Below are 25,601 nucleotides of genomic sequence, written 5' to 3'. Positions count from 1 at the left end.
TGCATCTCCTCCTAATACAAAGCTGCTAATCGCATGATTTCTTCTTGCGACGTTGTGGCCGTTTCCACGATTCCAGCTGCTCTTCCATTACTCATGACTAAAATGCGATCAGTAGTCCCTAAAAGCTCAGGCATTTCAGATGAAATCATAATGATTCCTTTTCCTTCAGCGGCTAATTGGTTGATTAATTGATAGATTTCGAACTTCGCCCCTACGTCAATCCCCCGTGTTGGTTCATCTAGTAATAGAATATTGGGTTTGGTTAACAACCAGCGGCCAATGATCACCTTCTGCTGATTCCCGCCAGATAAACTACCAATGGAGGTCTTTTGCGAAGGTGTCTTTACTTTCATCGAGTCAATCACCCATTTGGTATCATCAAAAACCCCTTTATCAGATAAGAACAATCCATTTGTCTTATATTGCTTCAGATTTGAAATGATAGAGTTAAAGCTGATACTCAGCTCTGGATAGATTCCCGTTGTCCTTCGTTCCTCGGTAACAAGGGCAAAACCATTTTTAATGGCATGCTGCGGAGTCGGATTTTGAATCACTTTGCCATTGACTTCAATCGTCCCGGATTTTAGTGACCTCATTCCAAATAACGATTCCACCACTTCTGTTCGCTTCGAACCCACTAAGCCGGCAATTCCTAAGATTTCGCCTTTTCGAAGTTCAAAATCCACATTCGAAAAAGAACCTTCTGCTTCCGCTGTTAAATCGGACACCTTTAGGATGACTTCCCCTGGCTGATTGATTTTTGTAGGGAAGCGCTGTGAAAGATCTCGTCCAACCATTAGCTTGATAATTTCGTCGGTAGTTAAGTCCTGCGCACTCTTTGTTGCGATGTACTGTCCATCACGCATGATCGTTACTTCATCAGAAATTTTTAAAATCTCTTCCATTTTGTGTGAAATATAAATGATCGCCACATTTTCGCTTTGCAGTTTCTTAATGATTTTAAACAAATGATTTACTTCATTCTCTGTTAGGGATGATGTCGGTTCATCCATCACAATGATCTTAGAATGGTAGGAGACTGCTTTTGCAATTTCCACCATTTGCATTTCGGAAACAGATAAAGTACTTACCTTGCTGCGCGGATCAAGATTAATATCAAGACTTTTAAAAATAGCGACAGTATCGTCATACATTTTTTTCTCATCAATGAAAAAACCTTTTTTCGGATAGCGGCCGAGCCAGATATTATCCATGAGATTTTGCTGACGGACTTGATTGAGCTCCTGGTGAACCATGGAAACTCCGTTTTCAAGTGCTTGCTTGGAATTTGCAAATGCTACTTCTTTTCCGTCAAAAACAATCTTGCCTTCGTCCATGGAATAAATCCCGAATAGGCATTTCATCAACGTCGACTTTCCAGCACCATTTTCACCCATCAAGGCATGAACGGATCCCGCTTTTACTTTTAACGAAACATCTTGCAGTGCGATAACTCCTGGGAATCTTTTTGTTATATTTAGCATTTCAAGTAGATTAGTAGTACTTGATTCTGACATGAGCGAACCTCCTCGCGTAAGGTGAAACTTCGATCAGGAATATATTAGGATGAAAAAGTGTCCAGCTTCGCTAACAACGGAAGCCTAACCCCGAACGAAGGAAAAGCATGATCTTTTCCTTCGTTCGAGGAGCGCCATGCCCCTTGCGATCAACTCAAGGTGCTGGACTTAGGCGCTGTCTCTATGAAACTATTGTTTAGTAAAAGCTTACTTATAAGCGTCTTTACCTTCTTGGATGTTATCCTTAGTGATTTGCACGTAAGGTACACGAACTGCTTTTGCATCGTCCAGCTTCCACTGAGTTCCGTCTAAAACATCCTTGCCTTTTGCAGCATTTGCAGCTAGGTCAATCGTAGCTTTTCCTTGGTTTTTCGCATCATTCAAGATGGTTCCAACCATTTTGCCTTTTTCAATCATTTCAAGTGCTTCCGGAATCGCGTCAACCCCTACAACCGGCATGAATTTGTCTCCAGTGAAGTATCCTGCTTTTTCAAGAGAAGCAATCGCACCTAAGGCCATGCCGTCGTTGTTAGCAATAACAAATTCAATTTTGTCGCTGTATTTTGCTAACCAAGCATCCATTTTCTCTGTCGCTTTTGTTGCATCCCACATGGCGGTATCTAACGCTAACTGTTCTACCTGAATGCCTTTTTCTTTGATCGTATCAACCGCATATTTCGTACGCGCCTCTGCATCCGGGTGCCCTGGCTCACCTTTTAATAGTACGTATTGAAGTTTTCCATCATGGTTTTTGTCCCATTTATCTTTGTTTGCTTCCCAAGCCTTGGCAATTAATTCACCTTGAAGGACACCTGATTCAGATGAAGTTGTACCAACATAGTAAGCTTTATCGTAGCCCTTCAATACAGCCGCATCCGGCTCTTTGTTAAAGAAGATAACTGGGATGTTTTTCGGTTTCGCTTTATCGATAATCGTTTGAGCCGCTTTTGGATCGACTAGATTAATAGCCAGTGATTTTGCGCCTTTTGCAATCAGTGTATCCACTTGCTCAATTTGTTTGGATTGGTCATTTTGAGAGTCATTCAACATTAATTTCACATTGCCTTTTGCCGAGTCTTCCATTGAACGGCGTACATAGGACATGAAGTTATCGTCAAACTTATAAATCGTAGCACCTACAGCTGGCAGGTCACCGTCCTTGCCGCTTGCAGAATTTCCAGAGGTTGAGCTGCTGCAGCCCGTAGCTAGAAGAATACTAGAAGCAACCGTTAATGAAAGGATGAGGCCTTTTTTCTTATTAAACATCGAATCAATCTCCTTTATGATTAAGTTATTGGAACCGGTTTCAGCATTTGATGTAAACCCTTACATTTATGGTAGCATGGGGCTTATTTTTCAAATAGTTCAAAACAATAGCACTAATTTGTGATTATCTAGACTATTTTGTTTTTCGGGAATTTCTCCATAAAAATAAGACCAAATCCGATTTGGTCTTATAAGCTATTATTCTTTTATTACCACCTTGCGGAATTCTGATGGTGATGAGCCTGTCAGCTTTTTAAACACACGGCTAAAATAATTGGGATCCTTGTAGCCAACGGAATAACAAATCTCCTTCAAGCTTTTCCCAGGATCCTCCATTAAGGCCTTTGCCTCTTTAATCCTAATTTCTGTTAAATAATCGATAAACGTCATCCCAAACCGGTCCTTAAACAATTTGCTAAAATAAAACGGACTTAGCTCGACATACTCTGCAACAGATTCTAATGTAATTGTATCGGCAAAATTCGTTTCAATATAATCCTTTGCTTTTTGCAGCATTCCTTTCGCATGATTGGTCCGCCATTGCTGCACGGATTGGACAATGGATATAAGGTGTGCTTTTCCGGCTTCAAGCATCTCAGCAACATCCTCTGTCTGATGAACCACAGGAGTTCGTTCCAAATTCACACCTAGATCATGCAGCATACGGGAAATCAATATAAAGAGCTCATCAAATGATTTTTTTACAACAGCAGCCTCTATCTTTGAGTTCGACTGGTGTTTGGTAATAAAGGAATCAAAGAGAAATAATACCTTATTCACATCGCCTTGACGAACCGCTTCTAATAATTTCTTCTCCATCTCAAGGATTTCTGAAGCAATGGTTGAATTTTCTTCTCGTTCAGCTTGTTTTACCCCGATTAAATACTTTTGGTTTGGATTTTTCATGAGGTGGTTTAATGCCATCACAGCCTCATGATAGGATTTATTGAGTTCATAGGCATGAAGGTAAGGGTGGCCAACGCCAATCCGTAACTCTGCATGAAGGGACTCTTTTTGAAAAAGGGTCAATAAACTTTCAATTATATACTGTGATAGCGATTTAAACAGCAATTTCTCGTTCGATTTTTTCCAAAGAAACAATACAGGCACTTGTAATTCTATTAATGGGCCAATCATGATTTCTTGCTTTTTTACGACAGAATGCAGGGCCTCCTTCAACCAGTTGTACCAATTTTGTTTCTCCTTAGCAGTAAATTCCCTTTGGTCCTTGGGCTTTAGAGAGAAAAGCATGATATAGCCGGTGGTAATTTCCACACCTAACAATTGTCCCCATTCTTCAAAGGTGATGTCCTGAACTTGGTTAATAATAAGGGAAGAGACCCATTCTTTTTGTGCGAGGGTTACCGCACGGTTTAGGCTTTCCCGCAGGCTTTGCTGTTCTTCCTGCTGTTTGCGCTCTTCCTGAATTTCAGAGGAAACCCGCGCGAGGGAGTCTAAAATATCCTGTTTTCTGCTGGGTTTAAGAATATACTCCTTAACTCCCTGCTGCATAACTTCTTTGGCATATTCAAACGTATTAAAGGCCGAAACCATGATGAATTTAATGGCCGCGTTGAGCTTTTTGATTTCCTTTACAGCTTGCACCCCATCCATTCCCGGCATTTTGATATCCATAAAAATAATGTCGGGATTAAGTTCGACGGCCAGTTCTACCGCTTTCCTCCCATTCGGGGCTTCACCAATTACTTCAACATCTTCCATGCCTTTTTGAATCATTTTTCCGATTGCCTTCCGCTCAAGGGCTTCATCATCGACAAGTAGAATTCTAAGCACGTTCTCCTCCACCTTCCCCTTCATCAGGCAGGACTATTCTAAACGTTGTCCCTTTCTCTAGTTCAGATTCAATTTCAACGATCTCGTTTCGCTGATAAAATAACTGCAGCCGTTTAATTACATTTTTAACGCCAATGCCCGTCGAATGGCCCGTCGATTTTTCCAGCTCAAAGTTCTCTTCTTTTTCAATCCCTTGAACATAGTCTTGAAGTTTTTTCTTGGTTGCCGCATCCATGCCTCCCCCGTTATCCTTCACTTCCACGAAAATTCGGTCCGCTAGCCGATAAATATTTAAGCTGATCACCGCATTTTCCTCGTATTCCTCCACTCCATGGATGAATGCGTTTTCAACCAAAGGCTGAAGAATTAAACTTGGCATTTCAATATCTAAACAATCCTTTTGAATATCTGTCTTAAACTGAATCCGTTCCCCAAATCTTGTTTGCTGGATATAAAAATACTCTTTCACCACTCTAACCTCATCTCGAAGCGTGGATGCCTTGTTTAAATCACCAAGATTATAACGGAGCAAGGCCGCAACCGCTTCAATTAATCTTGAAGTCTCTTCTGCGTCCTCTAGGTACGCCATTTTAGAAACGGTGTTCAACGTGTTAAAAAGAAAATGTGGATTGATTTGATTTTGCAGACTCTTCAATTCCAGCTCCTTTAAGAGCTTGTCCAATTCGGACTTTTGTTTGATTTCAATGACCAGCTGCCGGATATTCGTCCGCATTTGGTTAAACGTTTCTGTTAATAATTTTAATTCATCATTTGTGGAAACCTTAATATCCTCCCCGGAAAAATTTCCTTTCGAAATTTCTTTTGCCGCCTTCGAAAGCTGGCGGATTGGTTTCGTAATTCCACCTGAAATCCACAGAGCAAGTAAGGTACTAAGAAAAAAAGTGGCAGCAAAAAGGGAAATCGCCATTAATTTGTAGTAATGGTTTTGCAATTCGATTTCACCATAAAATCTTTGATAGTCTGTCAGCTTATTATTTAATAATGATAGTGTACTTTCTTGTAAAAATGAGGCAATTTTCAACGCTTCATTATAATGATCTGAATAGCGGTTAATATCATCTTTTTGAAAAAAATGAATCGAAGTATCGCATTCTTCCAAAAAGCTGTCGATCATATTTTTATAATTTACAAGGGTAATATCATTGGTGTTAATTTCTTGATATACTCTCTTTTGATCCTTGAGCAGTTTTGTACTTTTTGCTGTATAGTCCTCTAAATAACGTTCTTCTTTATCCAAAATATACGCATGCAGGCTCTCGGAAATTTGGTTGGTCCGTTTTGAGATATCATTTAACAAGAGGAACTGTTCAAAGCTGTTATCGTATTCTACCACCAGTTTTTCACTGCTATTATAAAAATAAAAACCGATGGAGGTTAATAAAACGACAAGCACAATAAAATAAAGCAACAGTTTGGATCTAATTCGGAATAGCATTTTTTTTGCCCGCCTCCATTCTGCTCTGATGTAAGTCGGACAAATCCTTTTTTCTGATTACCTGTGTTTCTGTATGGACAATCGGCGGTATATGTTTCTTCTCCATTAGTTCAACCATCATTTTGACCGAACCATATCCCATTTCATAGGGCTGCTGGACTACGGTTGCATTAATTGTTCCTTTTTGAAGATTTGCAATGGTCTCCGGCAGGACATCAAAGCCAATTATATAGATATCATGCTGTCTCTTTTTTAATTCAACCACTTTGGCAATACTGATTCCATCTAAGGCACTTGTCCCGTAAAAAGCATTGACTTCAGGGTGTTCCTGCAGGATTTGATAGGCTTTCTCCGCTGCCCGAATCCGGCTGATTTGTGATTCTTCGATCGCAACAATATGAATGTCTTTTGCTTTTTTTACTGCATCCTTAAACCCTTTTACCCGCTGAATCATATGATTCGCGTAAAAACTCCCGGTGATGATGGCTACATTGGCCTTTCCCTTTGTATCGGCAATTAGCGCTTTTCCCGCCAGGTAACCTGCATGATAATTATCCGTACCAATATAGGCAATGCGATGGCTATTGGCTGCATCTGTATCAATTGTAATAACCGGGATTCCATAAGAGGAGACAACCCGATTAATCAGCGGGGTAAACTGCTTGTTGCTCAATCCCTGTGTGATGACTCCATCGACCTTAGCGGCTGCGGACATTTCAATTGTTTTTAAATGCTCATCAATATTCGCCTGTTTCGGCCCGACGTATTCAAGTACCACACCGTAATGTTTTGCCGCAGCTTTTGCTCCCTTTTCGACAAGCCGCCAATATTCGTTGTCAAGCTCCTCAGGAACAAGCACAAAATGATACCGCGCCTCTTCGATTGTTTTCTTCGTTTTTGGTACGTCATGGGTAAAGATTTTATATCCATAAAAAATCGCAAAAGAGCAGCTGATCAAAAAACAAAAAATGCCTAAAATATAAGCGGCTTTGGTTAATCTGCTCATAAAACAACCCCAGTCCCAGTAAGTGAAAAAACTACAATCATTATACGGAATTTTCACAAAATCAACAACATACGGTGAAAACATATGGTGACAGGCACCGTTCGTGGACAAATGGCAAAATTTGTGCGTGTGGAGTAGACATAAAGGGAATTAAAAAACTAATCAAACGTTTGATTAAATCCAGTGGAAGCCTTGCGTCATATGGATTTTTTGGAACTAATCAAACGTTTAGTTAAATTTTTGAGGGCTATTTGGTGGGATTTGGAGTCACTGTGTTGCTTCGATATAGAATAAGCACGATGAAAAGTCATTTTTTATCAGCGGCAGGTTAAGCCCGATTTGCATGAGTTCGCTGCCAAAATACTCTCGATTCCCATTGTTGAGTTTATACCTTTTTTTAGCCTCCAACCCCCGTAATTTCACACGCTGGAAGGGTGGATTTGGAGTTGCCATGGTTTTAAAATAAAACAAGACTGCTTTTATTTTATCCTCTGAAACATACATCCAGGCTGAATCCGTACCAGCAAAGGGACTAATCAGCCGGTAAAGATCCCCAAAACAAACCAACTCCTTGATTTTATGATACTGTTTGATCTGTTCCGCGACCAATTTCTTATCATCCCCGCTCAGCTTATCGATATTTAATTCAAAGCCAAGATTCCCCGCCATCGCCACATGGCATCTCATTAGGAGAGGTGTTGTCCTGCCCACTTGATGGTTTGGCACATCTGAAACATGGGAGCCTATAGTGATAGCGGGATAGAGCAGGCTCGTTCCGTATTGAATTTTTAACCGCTCGGCAGCATCCGTATCATCACTTGTCCAGGTTTGCGGCATGTAATAAAGCATGCCTGGGTCAAACCTGCCGCCGCCCCCGGAACAACTTTCAAATAAGATATCAGGAAAACGTTCAGTCAGCCTCTCTAAGATCCGATAAAGTCCCAGCATATAACGGTGAGCGGTTTCCCTTTGCCTTTCAGGCGGCAGTGCTGCGGAACCCACCTCCGTCATATTACGATTCATATCCCATTTAACATAAGCGATTTGGGCACTTTGAAAAACTGCTGTTAAGGTATTGATTAAATAATTGCATACGTCTTCCCTGCTTAAATCCAGCACTAATTGATTTCTCGACGGTGTCCGTTTCCTGTCAGGCACATGCAGGCACCAATCCGGATGCTCCCTGTACAGGTTACTATCCGGTGAAACCATTTCCGGCTCCACCCATAATCCAAACTTCATTCCCTTTTTTCGAAGATATTCTTCTAAGCCCTCTAGTCCATTAGGCAGTTTCCTCTTATCGACCACCCAATCCCCCAATGAACTTTTTGCATTGTCCCGATGTCCAAACCAGCCATCATCCAGAACAAACAGCCCAATTCCCAATTCTTTTCCTGCATCAGCGATGGCCTTTAATTTTTTTTCATTAAAATTGAAATAAGTAGCTTCCCAATTATTGATTAAGACTGGCCTCGTTTGATCACGATAAGCACCACGGCAAACTCTTTTTCTTAAAAATTTATGAAAGATTCGGGACATCCCGCCGAGACCTTCATTTGAATAAACCATTAATGCCTCAGGGGCTTGAAAAGTTTCTCTCGGATTCAACAGCCATGTAAAATCAAAGGAATTGATGCCCATGGCAAGCCGTGCGCTTTGAAACGGGTCCACTTCGATGGAGGCTTGAAAATTCGCGCTGTAAACGAGGCTGATCCCATAAACATCCCCGTGGTCCTCGTCTGCATTTTTTGAGAGCAGGGCGATAAACGGATTATGCTGGTGGCTGCTTGCCCCTCTTGCTGATGAAATCATTTGCGTCCCGTGGTACAGTGGCTTTCGCTCAATATGACGCTCTCGCCCCCAGGTGCCGTGAAGATGCAGCCGGTCCCAATCGGCTTGATGGAAATCTACCGACATACTCATACACTTTAAGATTTTTACTTGTTGGGATCCGAGGTGCTCAACTGCAGTGGATCTTGTGATGACTTCGAAGTCCCGATAGATAGAATATTGAAGATGGAGACCAATCCCAAGCTTGGAATCTACCAATGTAATCACGAGGGTTTCGGCTTCTGATTCAGCTTCTACATAGGAAGCCGGCAGTCCGTTTAAAGGACGTTTTCCTTGAAAAATTTCATGGGAGTCGTAGACGAATTCTGTAATCGTGGATCCATCAGCGGTTTGGAGTTGATAGCTTGGTGAGCGGAAGTCCCCGTTGCCAAACGCCGGATACTCCTGTGGTAGTGTATCTAGTGAAAATTGCGGATAGGCCGGTTCTGTTGATGGCGAAAATGCCCTTCCCTTAAAGGAAAGAATGGCCGCAGCCTGCTTTGTTTCCACCCGCTTTCCCCAGTATAAATGGGCGGGATACTTCCCATGCACAATCTGGATTAAATAACTGACCTTATTATTATATAAATGAAAGATTCCATCTTGTTCATTCCACTCAATTGGCATAACCCAATCCCCCTTAAAACACGTCCTACTTCATCATATTCCCCTGATTGAAAACAATGTTCTATATTTCTAGTAACCCCCTGGATGTCCACCTCACACGGACAAAATATGGGAATTGTCCATGAGCGGTGCCTGTCACCTTGTTTCTACTGTGAAGGATATATTTTTGAAACACCGAATATATAAAGGAAGAATCTATTTTTGAAAGGGGATAGACTATGAGCTCTGTAAATAAAAACTTGGAAGAAACAAGAAATCATTTAGTTGATGAAATTAAATCTTTTACCAATGAGGAATTTAATTATAAGCCGGGCAATGACAAATGGAGTGTTGCCGAGGTGTGCCATCATCTAGTTTTACTTGAGGGACGAACAGCTAAGCTTATTCACCATCTAGTAACCAAGCCAGAAATTAACAAGGCCGAGTCAAAGCCCATCCAACTTGCGACTGACCGCTCTACGAAATATATTGCTCCTGAAATCGTGCAGCCCAGCGGAGAGCCATTTGATGTTCAACAGATGCTGGAAATGTTAAACGATGCTAGAAATCAGCTTCTAAAGGTTTTGGATAGCCTTGAGGATCAAAGCGTTTTAGCGGAAAGGTCCGCAGTTCACCCTGTCTTTGGAGAAATGCCATTAACTCAATGGGTAGAACTGATTTATCTCCACGAGCAACGGCATATTGAGCAAATAAAGGAGATAAAGCAGCTTGTTAACAGGCATTAAATCTCTCCATAAAAAAGATGCACTCACCTTTATGTGCATCTTTTTTAATGCAAATCGTCTTTAATTTTTACAAAGACCCCATCTGTTTTTTTATCATTTTTTTAATAATTCGAATCTGCCCTCTATGGCTTAGTTCATCTTCAAAAACATGGAACCATTTAAAATAGTTGTTCGCAGGGCGGTCCCACCAAAACGGAGTTTGTTCAAACAGCCATTCATCCGGTAGGGTTTTAAACATGGTGATGGTTTCATTCCGAACTTTCGCTAATTTTTCCAAATAATGCTCGATTGGTTGGCCCTTAATCGTTTCCCTTGCTGGAACACCTAAATCTAACCCGGGATTCATGCAGTCGACCTCTTCATCAGTTAAGTCGCGATTTTGGAAGGTTAAAATTTGATAGGCCTTTTCCACCTCAGCCATATGGTCTAACAGCATACCAATCGAATTCGCTTCCTCATCATAATGAAAATCGAGCTCCTCAATTGTTAGCGCTTTGACTTCTTCAATGGTGATTGTTCTTGTATAGTTCATCATTGATACTAATTTACTAAACTCAGGACTAAACCCCTCTTTTTGATCAATTAAATATAAAGTATCTAAATTTGCCATATTCCCCTCCAACATTTTTTACAAATCCACAACGTAATAATTCAATTTTTTAAACCGGAATCCCTTTTTTCAAAAAAATAACCCCTTCGCTTCGGAGGAGTTCAGGGGCTATTATATTCTCAATCTAGAAAAATATGATTATTTATGACGGCACATCTTACAAACTTTGATTGTTACATTTTCCACTGTTTTATGCGGATACAATAATTTAATTCTTGTTCTGCCGCACAACGGGCAAGTCCCGCGCCCCCTCGAAGGCAGATAGCTGATCGTTTTCCCCCGATTCCTCTTAGCCATTTTCATCATCCTATTCAATAAATCTTGTTTCTTTATTAAATGATGGACCGGCACAAAGATTGATAGGCAGATAACTTTTTTCATTAAATTCGTCAAAAAATGGGACAGACACGCAAATCAACTGATGTCTCCTCCACACGGACAATATTGACCTTTTGTCCACGAACGGTGCCTGTCACTTTAACGTCACTTTATTGATTAGGAAACAGGTCTGACAGCCTTTTTATTTTTCCATCGGCATCTTTAAATACGATATGTTCGCGGGTGAATTTACGCGGGGTATCAATTCCACAGGCTGCCGCTAAGGCGTATAAGCCCTGCCGGACATTAATAATGTAGTTCATAACCCGCCATTTCTTTTCCTCCGGGACAAGGGCTTCTTGGTATTTGGGGTCAGTAGTGGTAACACCTGCCGGGCATTTTCCCGTATGACACTGCATGGCCATGATACAGCCACCCGCAATCATGAATCCCCGGGCAGAATTCACGGCATCCGCTCCAATGGCAAGGGCAATTGCAATTTTATCCGCCGAAATCAGCTTTCCAGAAGCAAAAATCTTAAATTGATTGCGGACACCATGCTCATTGGCCTTATCGACGAATGTAATCAATGCCGGGTACAGCGGCAGCCCCATCGTATCGGCCATCGATTTATACGTAGCACCCGTACCGCCTTCACCGCCATCGATCGTAATAAAATCAGGATAGATATGGAGGTTTTTCATGGTTAAAAATAATTCATCAAGCATGGCCGGTGCCCCAACAACAATCTTAATTCCCACCGGCTTCCCGCCCTCCTTTTGCAGGAGTTTGACAAAGGTAAGCATTTCTACCGCATTTCGTAAAAATGGGAAGCGGTTTGGGGAATTTATGGTCTGACCCACCGGAACCTTTCGGATACTGGCTACTTTTGGAGTAACCTTTGCCCCTTCAAGATGCCCCCCGCGGATTTTTGCGCCTTGGCCAAATTTCAATTCAAACGCTTTAATATTAGGCTCCTCTGCTTTCAACTTAAATTCAGCGAGCGAAAAGTCCCCATTCTGGTCGCGAAATCCAAATAACCCAGGGCCAATCTGGGCGACAACATCCGCTCCGCTTTCTAAATGCTCCGGAGCCACTCCGCCTTCTCCTGTATTAATCCACGAACCTCCCGCAATGTGGCTGCCGAGACCCGTTGATAAAATATAGTTTTCACCAACCGAACCGTAAGAGGTCGCCGAAGCACCGAACGGTCCAAGAAGCCTCCAAGGAACTTTCCGGTCCGGTCCAACTATAATCGCGTCCTCGTTAGGGTATAACCAGCGGTCGGCTTGATCCTTTTCAAGCTGTTCCCTTCGAGTGAACAGGCCCTCATGTTCAATTTTATATTTCATCGCATGAATCTTTTCCTGATTGTCCACACGAAGTTCCTCTGTTAATAACGGAAACAGACTATTTGCTATATAGAAACCCGGCTGATCAAAGTTCCTTTTAGAACCGAAGCTTAAAAGATCATTCCGATATTTTGCCGAAAATACAATGCCTAAGAAGTCGTATCTTGAAAAAGGGCGGCCGTCATTATCATTTTCATACCAATACTGTCTTAATTTCGGCCCCATTTGTTCTAAAAGGTATCGCATCCAGCCCAAATACGGGTGCATTCGGATAATCGAGTGCTGAGGTCTTTTTGCGATACTCCGAAGCCATAACAATAAACTGAGCAGCCCCATAACAAATACAACCAAAATGATAATCAGAGCAGTCATAAATATCCATAATCCCCTTTTGCATGGTAGCTATATTACAATCAATCTATGCAAAAGGGTCGAGGTTGTTATTAAAGGTATCTATTGTATCCTGTTTAACTGTGAAATTGGTGAAAAAACAAACCAAGGATGCCCTTTTTACAAGAGCATCCTTCGTTATTCACCACCGTCCACTCCACACGGACAAAATCGCTAATTTGTCCACGAACGGTGCCTGTCACTTTATTTTATGTCACTTTATTCGATCAGCCGCTAACTTTAGTATCAGCCTTTGATGTCTTTTTATCTTTGAAGTAGTATCCAAAGTAGCAGATTAGCAAGAAGCCGATTCCAACTAGTAATCCTACTAACTGGGTTGGATCAAAGGCCAGGAAGATTAAGATCGATACGCAAAATACGATACAAATAATTGGAATCAACGGATAGAACGGAACCTTGTAGTGCAAATCTTCCAATTTTCCGCCTCCCTGTATATATTTGCGTCGGAACATCAATTGGGAGAGAGCAATTCCAATCCAGGAAATGGTCACAGAGATACCAGCAATCGACATTAATAACACAAACACAGTATCCGCAGCAATCACGCTTGTCAACAAGGATAATAGAGAGAAAATCATCGTAAATACAAGAGCAGTAAATGGAACTTTACGCTTTGAAAGTTTTCCAAAGTACTTCGGTGCCATTCCCTCCCCTGCCATCGCCCACAGCAAACGGGTCGAAGCATAAATACATGAATTCCCTACAGATAAAATCGCAGTTAAGATAATAAAGTTCATAATATCAGGTGCGAACGGAATCCCCGCCAAATCCATTAAGGTTACAAACGGGCTCTCTAACAATCCTAATTCTTTCGTTGGGAAAATCGCTGATAAAATCACAATCGATGCAAGATAAAAGACAATAATTCTAAAAAGGACGTTTCGAATAGCACGAGGGATATTCTTCTGGGGATCTTCACTTTCCCCTGCCGCAATCCCTATCAATTCCGAGCCTTGATATGAAAAAATAACATTCATCATGGTCGTAAAGAGAATGACAAAACCAGCCGGAAACAAACCTGACGGAGCAAAATTTTTCGCATATGGTGCCGGTCTATCTGATAATGGAATGATGCCAAAAATTGCTCCCAGCCCAATAATTATAAAGAAAATAACTGCAATTACCTTAATCCCAGCAAACCAATATTCAGCCTCGGCAAAGCCTTTTGTCGTTAAAGCATTCAGTAAAAATAACAAGGCGATAAAAATAATACACCAAATCCAAACCGATATATCAGGAAACCATCGTTTCATCAGAATTCCGGCTGCGGTAAATTCCACCCCGGCGGTTGTTGCCGAACCGATAAAGTACATCCACCCTAGCGAAAAGCCTGCCGAAGGATTAATAAATTTAGTCGCATAGGTTTGGAAGGAACCTGTAACAGGCATGTAGACGGCAAGTTCACCAAGACAAACCATAACTAAATAAAGAATAATTCCGCCAAATAAATAGCCAATTAACGAGCCGCCCACTCCTGCTTGATGAATCGTATACCCTGCATTTAAAAATAATCCTGTTCCAATGACACCCCCAAGCGACAGCATAAATAAATGCCGGCGCTTCATGGAACGATTCAACTGATTTTGCTGATTTTGCTGAGTCCCTTGTTCCATCACTTCCCACACCCTTCGTTTAATGTATTATGAACGGACAACAGGACATGTAAGACATGTCGGACCGCCAGTTCCCAAGTAAGAAATTTCATTTCCTTCGTACTCATAAACTGTTGCCCCGGCATCAAGTAACTGTTGCTTCGTGGAAGGGTTTTCAGAGGCAATCATACAAACACGCGGTGCCAGAGCAAGAACATTGCACCCGAGTCGAAGATATTCATCATCTGGAACCTCTATTAATTGAATGCCGCGCTCAATCAGCATTTGCCGTAGAAATACAGGCATTAATCTTGAATAAACAACAGCTAAATCCTCATCAACCAAGCTAATAAACGACATAAGATGGAGACATTCATCCTCGCCTTGGTCATGCGGAAGCTGCACGACAATAAATTCATCCACTAAATCCTTCGTGATTTCTTTTAACTGCCGAATCGCTTCATCATTCGTGCGATAACCACGTCCGACAAGTAGTGTCCGGTCATTAAGCCAGACAATGTCTCCGCCATCACAGACAGCATCGCCAGTAAGTTCCCCAATAATCGGAATTCCTTTTTCCTGTAAAAATTCCTTATATACCCCAGCTTCAGGCTGGCGCAGTTTTTTTCCTGATTTTAAAATAATTGCTCCATTTTTGGTGAACTTAACAGGATCGTGGGCATAGAGCGAGTCCAAACCAACACTCTCTGAAGTTGGTAAAAAATCAATCTGTTCTACATGCTGATTCAAAATCGAAAGGAACTTTTCATATTCTTGTTGAGCTTTTGTAAAATCAGGCTCCTCAAGGTAGTTGAATTTTTTCCATTCCTTACTTAAATGTTCTTGGTTAAGAAACGCATCTTTTGGATGTTTCACAATGACATGGCCTAGTTTTTTATGCATGGATTGACTGTACGACAAATTTACCCCTCCTACTATTTTTCCACATTACGGAATACATTTCCCTACAGAGGAAAATCTATTAATAAAATAGTATGATAGATGTAATCACATGTCAATATTTTATGAATTTACTGAATAATTTTGTTTTTAAATTTTTCCCGCTATAGTAGATAATAGAAAGGAATAGGAGTTGAGTATATGCAGACAATTGACCGCGCCATGCAGGTTGCGGCTGTCCTTGCCGGAACTGAAACAAAAAAGTGGTTTTCCATTACCGATTTATCGAAGGAGTGCGAGTTACCTGTAAGTACAATGCATCGAATCTTACAATCCATGAAAAAACATGGTTTGATTCAACAGGACCCCGCTTTAAAGCTCTATTCGTTAGGGACTAAGTGGTTAGAGTATGGTTTGCAAATGTATGATACTTTTGACTTTGTTGGTCAGATCCGTCCAGAAATGGAAAAATTAATGCTAGAGGTTGAAGAGAGTGTGTATTTTAGTAAACCAATTGGACTGGAATCGTTGATTGTCGAGAGGATTGACTGCCAGCACAACCCGATTCGTATCTATGATCAATTAGGGATCCGGATTCCTCTGAATGTCGGTGCTGCCAATAAAGCGATGCTAGCAAACATGCCAAGATCAGAGGCAGCAAAAATCGTAGATGCACTGGTTCCGAAAGAGGAGCAGGAGACTTTTATTGGAGTTTTAAATGAGGTACATGCAAAGGGATTTGGAGAAAGCCACGGAGAGAAAACACCGGGAACTTCCTCTGTTGCGGCACCGGTTTTTAATCAATTAAATGAACTGATGGGCGCCATCAGCATCGGGTACGTTTCCTTTAATATATCAGAAGAAAGACAAACCTTTTTAAAGGAAAAAGTAGTCGAATACGGAATCCGCATTTCCTCAAAATTAGGATACAAATTTTAAGGCAGAAGCAGATTTCTAAGCTTCTGCCTTTTTGTTTCGTACCACTATCCAACAGGGTGTCCACCCCACACGGACAAAGATGACCTTTTGTCCACGAAGGGTGCCTGTCACCTTAGTGGTCACTCTAGGATGATTTGGTGGTTGCTATGGTTGGGCCGTACCATTGGGTATACATTTTCCTCTTCTATTACATCGAATTCTATTAAAGCTGGGCCGCTGTGCTGAAAAGCCTCTGCTATCACCCGTTCAACTTCCTCCTCGGTCCGAGCCTCATATCCGGGAACGCCATAAGCCTCTGCCAGTTTTGCAAAACTTGGTGAGCCAATTTTTACGGAAGAATAGCGTCCATGGTAAAAGAGCTCCTGCCACTGACGAACCATACCAAGGTATCCATTATTAAGGATCGCAATCTTGATCGGAAGTTGATATCTTACTGCTATGATTAATTCCTGCAGGTTCATTTGAAAGCTGCCGTCACCGGATACACAAAGGACCGGCTTTCCCGGACATGCCGCAGCTGCACCAATTGCCGCCGGCAGCCCATACCCCATTGTTCCTAAACCGCCTGATGTAATCAATGTTCTAGGGGTTGTGAAAGCATAATGATGTGCTGTCCAAATTTGATGCTGTCCCACATCCGTAACAACGATTGTATCTTGAGCTGAATATTCACACAGCTTTTTTATCACTGTCTGCGGGCTAAGAAGACTATGAGACTTGTCAAATCTCGGCACTGTCCGCTTCCACCCAATTACTTCATTCGTCCAAATTTCAACATTTCTTAAAATCTGCTGATAATCTAACCGCCCTTTAAGCTCGCAAAGAAACTCTTTTGCATCACTCACAATTGGCAGGTCTACCGCAATGATCTTATTGATTTCAGCCGGATCCACATCGACATGGATTTTTTTTGATTTTGGTGAAAACCCACTGATTTTCCCTGTGACCCGGTCACTAAAACGGACCCCGATACTAATCAGTAAATCACATTGGTGAACAGCTTTATTTGCAGCAAAAGTTCCATGCATCCCCAGCATTCCCAAGTACAGCGGATTTGCAGCCTCCATCGCACCAATTCCCATAAGGGAGCTGACTACCGGTATTCGAGCCTGCCGAACAATTCCCCTTAAAAAGTTGGCTGCGCCGGAAGAAATCACTCCACCGCCAATAAATAGAACCGGTTTCCTTGCAGCTTCAATCAATTCTGCGGCCGATTCAATCGATTTTTCCATCTGTCCCTTACTTATGTGACTTCGAGGACGCGGATAACTTAGAAGTCTATCCTGATTATTCGTTAAAGGCCCCGCCGCATATTCGATTAAAACGGGACCGGGTCTGCCCTCTTCTGCTATGGTTAAAGCATTTTGCAGCGCCTCGGATAAACATTCCCAATCCTTCTGCTTAAAAGAGTACTTTGTAATCGGCATCGTGATTCCCAAAACATCCAAATCTTGAAATGCTTCCTTAATTTGCGGTTTAGCTACAAGCGGACCCGTGATAAGGACAAGGGGTACTGAATCGCTATAAGCCGTTGCAATTCCTGTAATTGCGTTAGTTACTCCGGCAGCGTTTGATAGGAGAACCACACCGGGTTTCCCTGTCGCTCGGGCAAAGCCATCCGCTGCATGAACTGCAGCCTGTTCATGATTTAACTGAACATATCGAATGTTTGATTGGTCAACACCTAGAAGCAGGCAGCGGTCATCACACCCAAAAACACATTCCACTTCTAAAAGACTTAAAGACTCAAATAATCCTATTTTTTCTGTAACCTCTCTTTGCAAAAACATACCTTCACCTGATTTCCAATTTTCTAATATTTTAAATCATCAGAAATCAAAAGTATGTGAGATATATCATGCTTATCTATCATTTTGGGAGTCGTTCTAAAAGACATGGGCACCCGAGTCCACCCTACGCGGACAAAAATAGCCATTTGTCCACGTACGGTGCCTGTCACTTTTTTGGTCGCTTTTTTTCGATTCCGGTTAGGATCGCATAGCCGTTTTTGACTTTGGCTGTGGCTAGGATTTCTCCTTTTACTGAGGCCGCTTCCCAATCCATTCCTGTGTTATCCTCAACAAAATATTTATCCAGGCTGTATTGAATGAAGGCAACTTCATTTTGGTCCCGATTATCCCCAATATAGTCCAAGGTTCCTTTTAGATATATAGCGCCCGATTTTGGTTTTACAAGTGAGACCTTGACCGGGGTGTCGATTCCATTCTTTTTCTTCAACGTCACGTATACCTTGATTCCACCCCGCCCATCTTTCATTTTATTTACCACTTCCTCTTCCACCAACTCCTTCGGGACCTCCTCCGCTTCATACCGAAGGGTTACATAGTCTCCCCGAAACAAATCCGTTGGGTCAACTGGAATGGTTTGAAGAATGATTTCTTTCCCGGTCATCAAAGTAAATAAAGGGGTAAAGCACATACCAAGGAGAATGACCACCGGTACCAAGCAAGCCAATATCAACTGCTTTCCCCGCGTCTGCTTATTCATGAACACTCCCCCCTTTTTTCCTCTGTTTTTCAAAATAAAAACCAAATCCAAGCAGGAGAAGTCCGCCTATGATAAACACAAGCGATTTTGGCAGAAAATCAAATGATAGGTCGATATAAAACCGGAAAATCAGTCCGCAAAGAATCACAATGCTAAACAAACTGCCCCGATTCACTAAAAATAGTACAAAAATCAGGTAAAGAATTGAAAACGGAATATACACCCAATCAATCGAAGAAGGCCAGACATCCTCGAAGGATAGCATCAGAGCGGCGATTCCATGAATAAGGTGTCCCAATAAAACATAGACATCTCTAATTTTTGATCTTCTAAGAATAAGCGCAATGCCAAGAGCTAAATAGATTAACCCATAAAGATATAGGAACTCATCGTCTCCTCCGATAAAGAAGGTAATAACCGTGCTGATAAATACAAGCTGTTGCAGCCCATTCACAAACCCTACTGTTCGCGAAAAACCAATTTTTTCATTCAGGAAATAAATGACCGCTATCAACAGAATCGTCCAAATTGGGATACGATCTCCTTGAAGGAACGGTTCATCCAGCATATAAATAAGGGTAAACAAAGCAGAAACAAGGAGCATCCATTTATCCCGCAGCACCCAGGTTAAAGGCAAAATGCCAATGGTCCACCATAAAAAAGCCCCCTGAAAACTGCCGCCAAAGTGGAACATTTGTCCAATCAGGAATATTCCCGCTCCGAAAACCATCACACCCAGATAATAAAAGCTTCTAGATGTTTTTGGTAAGCTTTTTTCCAGCTTGAATCCAGCAAAGTTGCATCCAAGGTACAAACAGAGAATAAACAGAAGCTTAATCGTCTTTCCAATTTCACTCCAATTGCTGGCGATAAAACTAAGAATCCCTACCCCAATCAAAATGGACCCAACATATAAGAGAGTTTTTGTAAAAGATAGCTTTTCCTCCACTTTATATAACTCTTGAATTTCTTTGGCCTTCCCCCTGGGGATAGTCTCTGAATCCTCTAAAAACTGAAGTTCCCGCTTTAAAAATTCAAACTCATTCTGTTTTACTTTCCGCTTGGTCACTAATCTCGCCCCTTTCTGTATAAAAATATCTTTAAGGTACCACTTCTTTCTAATCCCATTTTAACAATTATATGATTTTTTAGTATATTCTTCCTAAAAACAAACAAATTTTCTTCCGATATGTTATTGCTCCCTTATAAAAATTTCACTCTTTTTTAAGATCATTCTCAGTTGCACGTCATAAAAACTTTTTCCATAAGATAGAAATAAAAGCGGTTTATTCTGCTGAAAAAGGAAGATGTGGTGCTTCCAGATGAGTAAAAATCAAGATTATTTATTTCAAAACCTTCAAGAACAAAATATGACATTTGAGCATGTATTTAGCCAAATTGTTTCTTTCATGAAATCTGACCCTTTGGGAAACTACCGGTTAATGGTCGGAACAGACTCGCAGGTTCATCGATCTTATACTGTTTTTATCACGGGCATTGTCATTCAAAACGAAGGGAACGGGGTATGGGCTTGTATTCGGAAATACGTTGTTCCACGAAAAATGCTTCAGCTGCATGAACGGATTTCACTTGAATTATCCCTGACAGAGGAAATCGTCTCCATGTTTACAGAGGGGCGAAAAAATGAGCTCATCAATATTATTCTTCCACATCTTTATCAGGGGGCAACCTTTGTCATGGAAGGACATATTGATATTGGAGCAGGAAAACGGAATAAAACCAGCGCATTTGTAAAAGAAATGGTAACCAGAATGGAGTCAATGGGGGTCGAGCCAAAAATCAAACCGGATGCTTTTGTCGCCTCAAGCTATGCAAACCGCTACACAAAATAAAAGCCTGACACCCAGCACGCTAACCAAGCGCCCTGAGAGTCAGGCAAACAGGCGAAAAACAGCATTATCCACCCCACATGGACAATATAACCAATTTGTCCACGGGCGGTGCCTGTCACTCTTTTTTGTCACCTTTTTTATGATGTCACTTTTAAATTTATAAACAGTCCAATTCTACGGTGATGGTTGTGCCGACACCGAGTTGGCTTTGTATTTTCATTGTTCCACAATGTTCTTGGATGATTTTATTGCTAACGGTTAATCCGAGTCCAATTCCTTTATCTTTTGTGGTGTAAAAGGGTGTTCCTAGGTAATTCAAGCGTTCCTGTTCAATCCCCACACCTTCATCCGTAAAGTAAATCACGACTCGATTGCGGTTCACTTTTTCTACATTAATATGTACAGTCCCGCCTTTTGGCATGGCTTCTATTGCATTTTTCAAAAAGTTAACGAATACTTGTTTAAGCTGATGCAGACTGCAATTAATCTCAACATGGTCAGTTGGATAATTTATTTTGATTTCTACTCCATGCAAGAGTGCCTGTGGATGCAGTACGTTAATGGTGCTGTCCAAGATTGATATTAACTGTTCCCGTTCAAAATGGATTGCTTGTGGTTTTGCTAAGGACATAAACTCATTCACAATCATATCAATCCGGTCTAATTCATTCATAATAATTGATAAGTATTGGTCATTCTTTTCCTTATTTGCTGTACTTCTTAAAAGTTTGGAGAACCCCTTTAAAGAGGTTAACGGATTTCGGATTTCATGGGCAACACCTGCCGCTAATTGTCCGATGATGGATAGTCTATCCAAATTCCGAAACGCAGCATCATTGTTCACTCTCTCGGTTATATCCCTTCCTACCGTGACATATGATTCAACTTCTTTTTTTTCATTAAAAATTGGACTAATATTGGATTCAGAATGAATAATTTCGTTCGTACTTGTCTTCATTTTCACTTGAAAAACTTGGGATTCCCCTGTTTCCTCTATTTTTTGAAACATCTTTTTGAAATCTTCCATTTCCTCAGGAAAAACCAAATCAAATATACTTCTGCCCACTAATTGTTCGGGAGTGTATCCAATTCTTTGTTCATGGGATGGGGAAGCATAGAGAATATCATAATCCTTTGAATAAACTTTTATCATATCGGTTGTATTTTCCGTAATTAATTTATACAATTCACGTGTTCGTTTTAACTCCTTTTCCATTAAAACGGTATGTGTAATATCACGATAAGTCGCAATAATGGCGATCATTTCACCATTCGAATTTCGAAAAGGCGAATAGGAAACGGATATGTCAAGGGCCGTGCCATCTTTATGAAACCATTGAGTAATCATATTGGTAAACGATTTGCCTAGTTTGACCTCTTCAATAATTTCCTTCACTAAATCAGAATGTGGAAAATCATCAAACCTCTTTCCAATAACATCTTCCACTGTATAACCGAAAATTTGTGTATACACGGGGTTTATGCGAATGAATCGATTTTCCATATCGACGATCGCAAATCCGTCTGCTGTACAATTGAGAAACAGGTCAATTAATTCATCAGGATTATATAAGACCAATTCATTTCCATTACCAAAAATCGGGATACTCATCGACATAGAAATCTCTCCCACCGCTACAAATATACTCTCCATCCATTTTACTGAATTTTGCGGTAAATAAAAGAACTTTTTTCAATATAGTGACAGAATAAGGTGACAGGCACCGTTTGTGGACAAAACGGTTGATTTGTCCATTCCACATGGACACGGGAATGATCTTCTTTAACTAAGGAGGACAAAAATATGGATTAGAAAAGCTGCCAAGAAGATCATAGCTGAGGTAAGGTGGAATTTACGCCGAAATCCGGAGGACTTCTTATGACGCAAATAGCCGGCGAATAATGTGACCGAAAGCAATAGGATTGCAAGATAACCGCTTACAAATTTTACATGAGTAAAACCAACCAGCGGCCCCACCTTACTTAAATTAATCAACGCATGGGCCAAAATAAGAATGGTAGCGGAGACTCCTATTTTTATATGCCACTTCATTAAAGCTCTTGAAAATTTCGCAAGTCGAATCTTCACATTTCGTTGCGAAGTATTCCGAATCACAAGAAAAATGAAATACATATTCACATTCAAGATGAAAAGAATCACAGCAATCTGCGCCAATAATTGAGCCAAAACCACTCTAGAACTATCATGAGGGCTTATGATCCAAATATATACTGTCAAAATAACGACTAACGCAGCATTAACAATCAGCCAAAGCCGGTGATACAAAATGATCCCCTTCTTCCATAGTGGATTTGCATGTTGCCTCAAAAAAATTGTGGCTGACACCAAAATACATTAAAGCCATAGCACTTTGAGAATCAGTCCCTAATATTATATAGCTTCCTTTACCACTTTTGCCATTTCCTTCACAATTTTAAAACCACCATCGCTTAACTATTATGGCCTTCACATTTAGTCAAAAAAACACCTGGATATAAATATCCAGATGCTCCAATTTTTATAATGGTCAAACCGTCCGTCCCAAGATCCCCATCCATTTATATGACAGTTGACATCATTATCACAAATTAAACCGTTTCGGCAACCTTCTGCTGCTGCAGCATTGTCCCGTTCGCTGCAAAGTTGGTGTGCCATGAAAGTGCTTTTTCTAATACGTGAGGGGTCTGCCCTCCCCGAACCAGAGCCTCACGATAATATTCTCGAAGCTGCTCGCGATACATTGGATGTGCACAACGCTCGATGATCAGTTCCACCCGCTGCCGTGGAGCCAATCCGCGCAAATCCGCATATCCTTGTTCCGTCACAATCACATCGACATCATGCTCTGTATGGTCAACATGTGAAACAAACGGAACAATACTTGAAATTTTGCCACCCTTGGCAATTGATTTTGTAACGAAAATAGCTAAGCGGGCATTCCGCGCAAAATCACCGGATCCGCCAATACCGTTCATCATTTTCGTTCCTAACACATGGGTTGAATTGACATTCCCGTAAATATCTAATTCTAATGCAGTGTTAATTGAAATCAAGCCAAGGCGGCGGATAATTTCCGGATGATTGGAAATCTCCTGCGGCCGCATAATCAATCGATCCCGGTATCGGTCAAAGTTTGCAAAAACCTCTTTCATTTTTGCATCCGAAAGCGTAATCGAACAGCAAGAGGCAAACTGAACCTTTCCTGCGTCCATTAAATCAAAAACGGCATCCTGTAATACCTCTGAATAAACCTCTAAATCGTGAAACTCTGAATCAACCATTCCATGGAGAACCGCATTGGCAATCGAACCAATTCCAGATTGCAGCGGGGCAAGTCGTTCCGTCAGCCTGCCTGCGGCAATCTCTTTGCGCAAAAACTCCATTAAATGCTGGGCCATGACAACCGTTTCCTCATCAGGTGAAACAATCGTAGACGGAGAATCCAGCTGATTGGTAAATACAATTCCTTTCACCTTTTCAAGGTCCACCGGAATTCCAATTGTCCCAATCCGGTCATCCACTTTCGTTAAAGGAATCGGGTCCCGTTCTCCTTGCTTTCCAAGCTCATATAAATCATGCAGTCCCTCTAGGTTCACCTGATGAGCCAAATTGATTTCAATAATAATGGACTTGGCATTTGCTGCGAACGATAAGGAGTTCCCAATCGAAGTCGTTGGAACCACCATTCCATCCTCCGTAATTGAGAACGCTTCCAAAATAGCCACATCAATTGGGTCCATGACATTAGCCCGAACCAATTCAGCGGTGTGTGATAAATGTTGATCGACAAACAAAATCTCACCATTGTTAATTTTGCTCCTCATGGTAGGATCCGCTTGAAACGGCAGTCGTTTTCCTAAAATCCCCGCTTCAGCAAACAGCTTATCCACATCGGAACCTAAAGAAGCCCCGGTATACACATTCACCTTAAAGGATTCATTTTCCGCCCGTTTCACTAACGCAAACGGAACCGCTTTCACGTCACCGGCACGGGTAAATCCACTTAACCCTAATGTCATCCCATCTTGAATCCAAGATGCTGCTTCCTCAGGTGTTACGACCCGGTTCCAGAGCCTTGAATCACGAATCCGATCAAACCGTTTATCCATATCCCATCCAACCCCCTTACCTAATATTTTACAGATAAGGTTGACCAATTGGGGATTTCAAGGATTAGTTACGAAAAATTCAGATAAAACAGCAATTTTAAGGGATAAAACAGAATTTTTTAAAATCCAAGCAAGCGGCGAAAATAACTGGAATAGGATTGACTCACCGGAACTTGATCACCATTATCCATCGAAAGAACAAACGTAGAATGGGTATCAGGATAAATCGCTTTAATATGATTCACATTCACAATAAACGAGCGGTGACAGCGGATAAAATAATCCTTTGGCAGCAGAAATTCAAATTCCTGAAGGGAGTATTTATGCGTCCCACTATGCTCCTTGCCAAAAACATACGTCTTTTTATCCTTGGCTTCCAAGTAGACCACCTGTGAAAAAGGAATGGGAAGCCAGCCATCCTCCGTTTTAATCGTTACAACTAATTTCCCGCTTGTTAAGGATGGAAAAATAGCAGTAACGCAGCCTTCTAGCTTTCCATCATGAAAAAAGGGCACCGCCATCCCATGATAAGGAATACCAAAAACATCTCGATCAATAAATTCAGAAATTTTTTGCTTCGATTGAATCGCTTTGTGGGCAATGGTCCCTTCCTTTAACAGGTCCCCAGGCCTGATTTTTAAATCAACCCGTTTACTTGGCCGATAATAGATATATTCCGTCTTATTAGATACCGCAATAGAGATTTCATCAGAAAACAATTCACTGATTACATCTAGAAGAGAAACGACAGTAATGCTTTCCATATTCCGGCCCCTCCTCCTACAAA

Annotated in this window: 21 protein-coding genes; 3 read left to right on the top strand and 18 right to left on the bottom strand. The window is 41.3% G+C overall.

Features of this window, described 5'->3' with window-relative positions:
• Positions 1 to 11: 11 nt before the first annotated feature.
• The 6 genes from mglA to M028_RS0108845 all read right to left on the bottom strand — a co-directional run bounded on the left by mglA (position 12) and on the right by M028_RS0108845 (position 9,496).
• A complete protein-coding gene (gene mglA, locus M028_RS0108870) occupies positions 12 to 1,517 on the bottom strand; it encodes a galactose/methyl galactoside ABC transporter ATP-binding protein MglA (RefSeq protein ID WP_026573605.1) in 1,506 nt (501 codons plus the stop codon).
• A 207-nt stretch (positions 1,518 to 1,724) separates the two neighbouring features.
• A complete protein-coding gene (gene mglB / locus M028_RS0108865) occupies positions 1,725 to 2,783 on the bottom strand; it encodes a galactose/glucose ABC transporter substrate-binding protein MglB (RefSeq protein WP_026573604.1) in 1,059 nt (352 codons plus the stop codon).
• A gap of 198 nt (positions 2,784 to 2,981) precedes the next feature.
• Complete coding sequence (locus M028_RS0108860; protein WP_026573603.1) at positions 2,982 to 4,577, bottom strand: response regulator; 1,596 nt, start codon at positions 4,575 to 4,577, stop codon at positions 2,982 to 2,984.
• Entirely contained in the window at positions 4,570 to 6,033 is a 1,464-nt protein-coding gene (locus M028_RS0108855) for a sensor histidine kinase (protein ID WP_026573602.1), read from the bottom strand. Before M028_RS0108855 ends, M028_RS0108860 begins: the two co-directional genes overlap by 8 nt.
• Positions 6,017 to 7,039: a sugar-binding protein gene (locus M028_RS0108850; RefSeq protein WP_026573601.1), complete on the bottom strand. Its 1,023-nt coding sequence runs from the start codon at positions 7,037 to 7,039 to the stop codon at positions 6,017 to 6,019. Before M028_RS0108850 ends, M028_RS0108855 begins: the two co-directional genes overlap by 17 nt.
• 267 nt (positions 7,040 to 7,306) lie before the next feature.
• The gene (locus M028_RS0108845) at positions 7,307 to 9,496 is read right to left on the bottom strand and encodes an alpha-galactosidase (protein WP_026573600.1); all 2,190 of its coding nucleotides are present in this window, start codon (positions 9,494 to 9,496) and stop codon (positions 7,307 to 7,309) included.
• Positions 9,497 to 9,714: 218 nt separating this feature from the next.
• Here M028_RS0108845 and M028_RS0108840 point away from each other — a divergent pair, with 218 nt between their 5' ends.
• Positions 9,715 to 10,221, top strand: a complete 507-nt coding sequence (locus M028_RS0108840) for a DinB family protein (protein WP_026573599.1) — start codon at positions 9,715 to 9,717, stop codon at positions 10,219 to 10,221.
• Between the two features lie 67 nt (positions 10,222 to 10,288).
• Here the strand turns inward: M028_RS0108840 and M028_RS0108835 are convergent, their stop codons facing one another.
• The 5 genes from M028_RS0108835 to M028_RS0108815 all read right to left on the bottom strand — a co-directional run bounded on the left by M028_RS0108835 (position 10,289) and on the right by M028_RS0108815 (position 15,407).
• Complete coding sequence (locus M028_RS0108835) at positions 10,289 to 10,831, bottom strand: DinB family protein (RefSeq protein ID WP_035423986.1); 543 nt, start codon at positions 10,829 to 10,831, stop codon at positions 10,289 to 10,291.
• Between the two features lie 138 nt (positions 10,832 to 10,969).
• Entirely contained in the window at positions 10,970 to 11,128 is a 159-nt protein-coding gene (locus M028_RS33320) for a hypothetical protein (RefSeq protein WP_197031394.1), read from the bottom strand.
• Between the two features lie 191 nt (positions 11,129 to 11,319).
• On the bottom strand, positions 11,320 to 12,879 hold the full coding sequence (locus M028_RS0108825) for an FMN-binding glutamate synthase family protein (protein ID WP_155925534.1): 1,560 nt from the start codon (positions 12,877 to 12,879) through the stop codon (positions 11,320 to 11,322).
• A 239-nt stretch (positions 12,880 to 13,118) separates the two neighbouring features.
• Positions 13,119 to 14,525, bottom strand: coding sequence for an amino acid permease (locus tag M028_RS0108820; RefSeq protein WP_026573596.1), 1,407 nt, complete (start codon positions 14,523 to 14,525; stop codon positions 13,119 to 13,121).
• Between the two features lie 27 nt (positions 14,526 to 14,552).
• Entirely contained in the window at positions 14,553 to 15,407 is an 855-nt protein-coding gene (locus tag M028_RS0108815) for a dimethylarginine dimethylaminohydrolase family protein (protein ID WP_035423995.1), read from the bottom strand.
• 198 nt (positions 15,408 to 15,605) lie between these two features.
• Between M028_RS0108815 and M028_RS0108810 the strand changes: the two genes are divergently transcribed.
• Complete coding sequence (locus M028_RS0108810; protein ID WP_026573594.1) at positions 15,606 to 16,343, top strand: IclR family transcriptional regulator; 738 nt, start codon at positions 15,606 to 15,608, stop codon at positions 16,341 to 16,343.
• A gap of 119 nt (positions 16,344 to 16,462) precedes the next feature.
• On the opposite strand, the gene ilvB is transcribed toward M028_RS0108810, so the two are convergent.
• The 3 genes from ilvB to M028_RS0108795 form a co-directional block, all read right to left on the bottom strand.
• The gene (gene ilvB, locus M028_RS0108805; RefSeq protein WP_051590976.1) at positions 16,463 to 18,133 is read right to left on the bottom strand and encodes a biosynthetic-type acetolactate synthase large subunit; all 1,671 of its coding nucleotides are present in this window, start codon (positions 18,131 to 18,133) and stop codon (positions 16,463 to 16,465) included.
• A 166-nt stretch (positions 18,134 to 18,299) separates the two neighbouring features.
• Positions 18,300 to 18,851 (bottom strand): GDYXXLXY domain-containing protein, encoded by a 552-nt coding sequence (locus M028_RS0108800; protein ID WP_026573592.1) that lies wholly within the window; start codon positions 18,849 to 18,851, stop codon positions 18,300 to 18,302.
• Complete coding sequence (locus tag M028_RS0108795) at positions 18,844 to 19,920, bottom strand: DUF2157 domain-containing protein (protein WP_035423984.1); 1,077 nt, start codon at positions 19,918 to 19,920, stop codon at positions 18,844 to 18,846. Before M028_RS0108795 ends, M028_RS0108800 begins: the two co-directional genes overlap by 8 nt.
• A 253-nt stretch (positions 19,921 to 20,173) precedes the next feature.
• Here M028_RS0108795 and M028_RS0108790 point away from each other — a divergent pair, with 253 nt between their 5' ends.
• A complete protein-coding gene (locus M028_RS0108790; protein WP_026573590.1) occupies positions 20,174 to 20,704 on the top strand; it encodes a ribonuclease H-like YkuK family protein in 531 nt (176 codons plus the stop codon).
• A 157-nt stretch (positions 20,705 to 20,861) separates the two neighbouring features.
• Here the strand turns inward: M028_RS0108790 and M028_RS0108785 are convergent, their stop codons facing one another.
• From M028_RS0108785 to M028_RS0108770, 4 genes are all read right to left on the bottom strand, one after another.
• Positions 20,862 to 22,322 (bottom strand): PAS domain-containing sensor histidine kinase, encoded by a 1,461-nt coding sequence (locus M028_RS0108785; protein ID WP_026573589.1) that lies wholly within the window; start codon positions 22,320 to 22,322, stop codon positions 20,862 to 20,864.
• Between the two features lie 165 nt (positions 22,323 to 22,487).
• On the bottom strand, positions 22,488 to 22,991 hold the full coding sequence (locus M028_RS0108780; RefSeq protein ID WP_026573588.1) for a hypothetical protein: 504 nt from the start codon (positions 22,989 to 22,991) through the stop codon (positions 22,488 to 22,490).
• 302 nt (positions 22,992 to 23,293) lie between these two features.
• Positions 23,294 to 24,814, bottom strand: a complete 1,521-nt coding sequence (locus M028_RS0108775; protein WP_026573587.1) for an acetyl-CoA hydrolase/transferase family protein — start codon at positions 24,812 to 24,814, stop codon at positions 23,294 to 23,296.
• A 119-nt stretch (positions 24,815 to 24,933) separates the two neighbouring features.
• Positions 24,934 to 25,578 (bottom strand): LytTR family DNA-binding domain-containing protein, encoded by a 645-nt coding sequence (locus M028_RS0108770; RefSeq protein WP_026573586.1) that lies wholly within the window; start codon positions 25,576 to 25,578, stop codon positions 24,934 to 24,936.
• Between the last annotated feature and the right edge of the window lie 23 nt (positions 25,579 to 25,601).

Source organism: Bacillus sp. UNC438CL73TsuS30, assembly GCF_000482325.1.
In the GTDB taxonomy this organism is placed as follows: domain Bacteria; phylum Bacillota; class Bacilli; order Bacillales; family Cytobacillaceae; genus Neobacillus.
The sequence above is the reverse complement of the archived record's forward strand: the minus strand, read 5'-3'. Positions and strand labels throughout refer to the sequence as shown.

What these genes read in the sequence shown, in the direction of transcription:
- M028_RS33320 (WP_197031394.1), bottom strand. Translation starts at nt 11,128, where the DNA reads ATGGCTAAGAGGAATCGGGGGAAAACGATCAGCTATCTGCCTTCGAGG.
- M028_RS0108800 (WP_026573592.1), bottom strand. Translation starts at nt 18,851, where the DNA reads ATGAATAAGCAGACGCGGGGAAAGCAGTTGATATTGGCTTGCTTGGTA.
- mglA (WP_026573605.1), bottom strand. Translation starts at nt 1,517, where the DNA reads ATGTCAGAATCAAGTACTACTAATCTACTTGAAATGCTAAATATAACA.
- M028_RS0108775 (WP_026573587.1), bottom strand. Translation starts at nt 24,814, where the DNA reads ATGGATAAACGGTTTGATCGGATTCGTGATTCAAGGCTCTGGAACCGG.
- M028_RS0108840 (WP_026573599.1), top strand. Translation starts at nt 9,715, where the DNA reads ATGAGCTCTGTAAATAAAAACTTGGAAGAAACAAGAAATCATTTAGTT.
- M028_RS0108855 (WP_026573602.1), bottom strand. Translation starts at nt 6,033, where the DNA reads ATGCTATTCCGAATTAGATCCAAACTGTTGCTTTATTTTATTGTGCTT.
- M028_RS0108785 (WP_026573589.1), bottom strand. Translation starts at nt 22,322, where the DNA reads ATGTCGATGAGTATCCCGATTTTTGGTAATGGAAATGAATTGGTCTTA.
- M028_RS0108770 (WP_026573586.1), bottom strand. Translation starts at nt 25,578, where the DNA reads ATGGAAAGCATTACTGTCGTTTCTCTTCTAGATGTAATCAGTGAATTG.
- M028_RS0108835 (WP_035423986.1), bottom strand. Translation starts at nt 10,831, where the DNA reads ATGGCAAATTTAGATACTTTATATTTAATTGATCAAAAAGAGGGGTTT.
- mglB (WP_026573604.1), bottom strand. Translation starts at nt 2,783, where the DNA reads ATGTTTAATAAGAAAAAAGGCCTCATCCTTTCATTAACGGTTGCTTCT.
- M028_RS0108790 (WP_026573590.1), top strand. Translation starts at nt 20,174, where the DNA reads ATGAGTAAAAATCAAGATTATTTATTTCAAAACCTTCAAGAACAAAAT.
- M028_RS0108810 (WP_026573594.1), top strand. Translation starts at nt 15,606, where the DNA reads ATGCAGACAATTGACCGCGCCATGCAGGTTGCGGCTGTCCTTGCCGGA.
- M028_RS0108820 (WP_026573596.1), bottom strand. Translation starts at nt 14,525, where the DNA reads ATGGAACAAGGGACTCAGCAAAATCAGCAAAATCAGTTGAATCGTTCC.
- M028_RS0108815 (WP_035423995.1), bottom strand. Translation starts at nt 15,407, where the DNA reads ATGCATAAAAAACTAGGCCATGTCATTGTGAAACATCCAAAAGATGCG.
- M028_RS0108850 (WP_026573601.1), bottom strand. Translation starts at nt 7,039, where the DNA reads ATGAGCAGATTAACCAAAGCCGCTTATATTTTAGGCATTTTTTGTTTT.
- ilvB (WP_051590976.1), bottom strand. Translation starts at nt 18,133, where the DNA reads ATGTTTTTGCAAAGAGAGGTTACAGAAAAAATAGGATTATTTGAGTCT.
- M028_RS0108845 (WP_026573600.1), bottom strand. Translation starts at nt 9,496, where the DNA reads ATGCCAATTGAGTGGAATGAACAAGATGGAATCTTTCATTTATATAAT.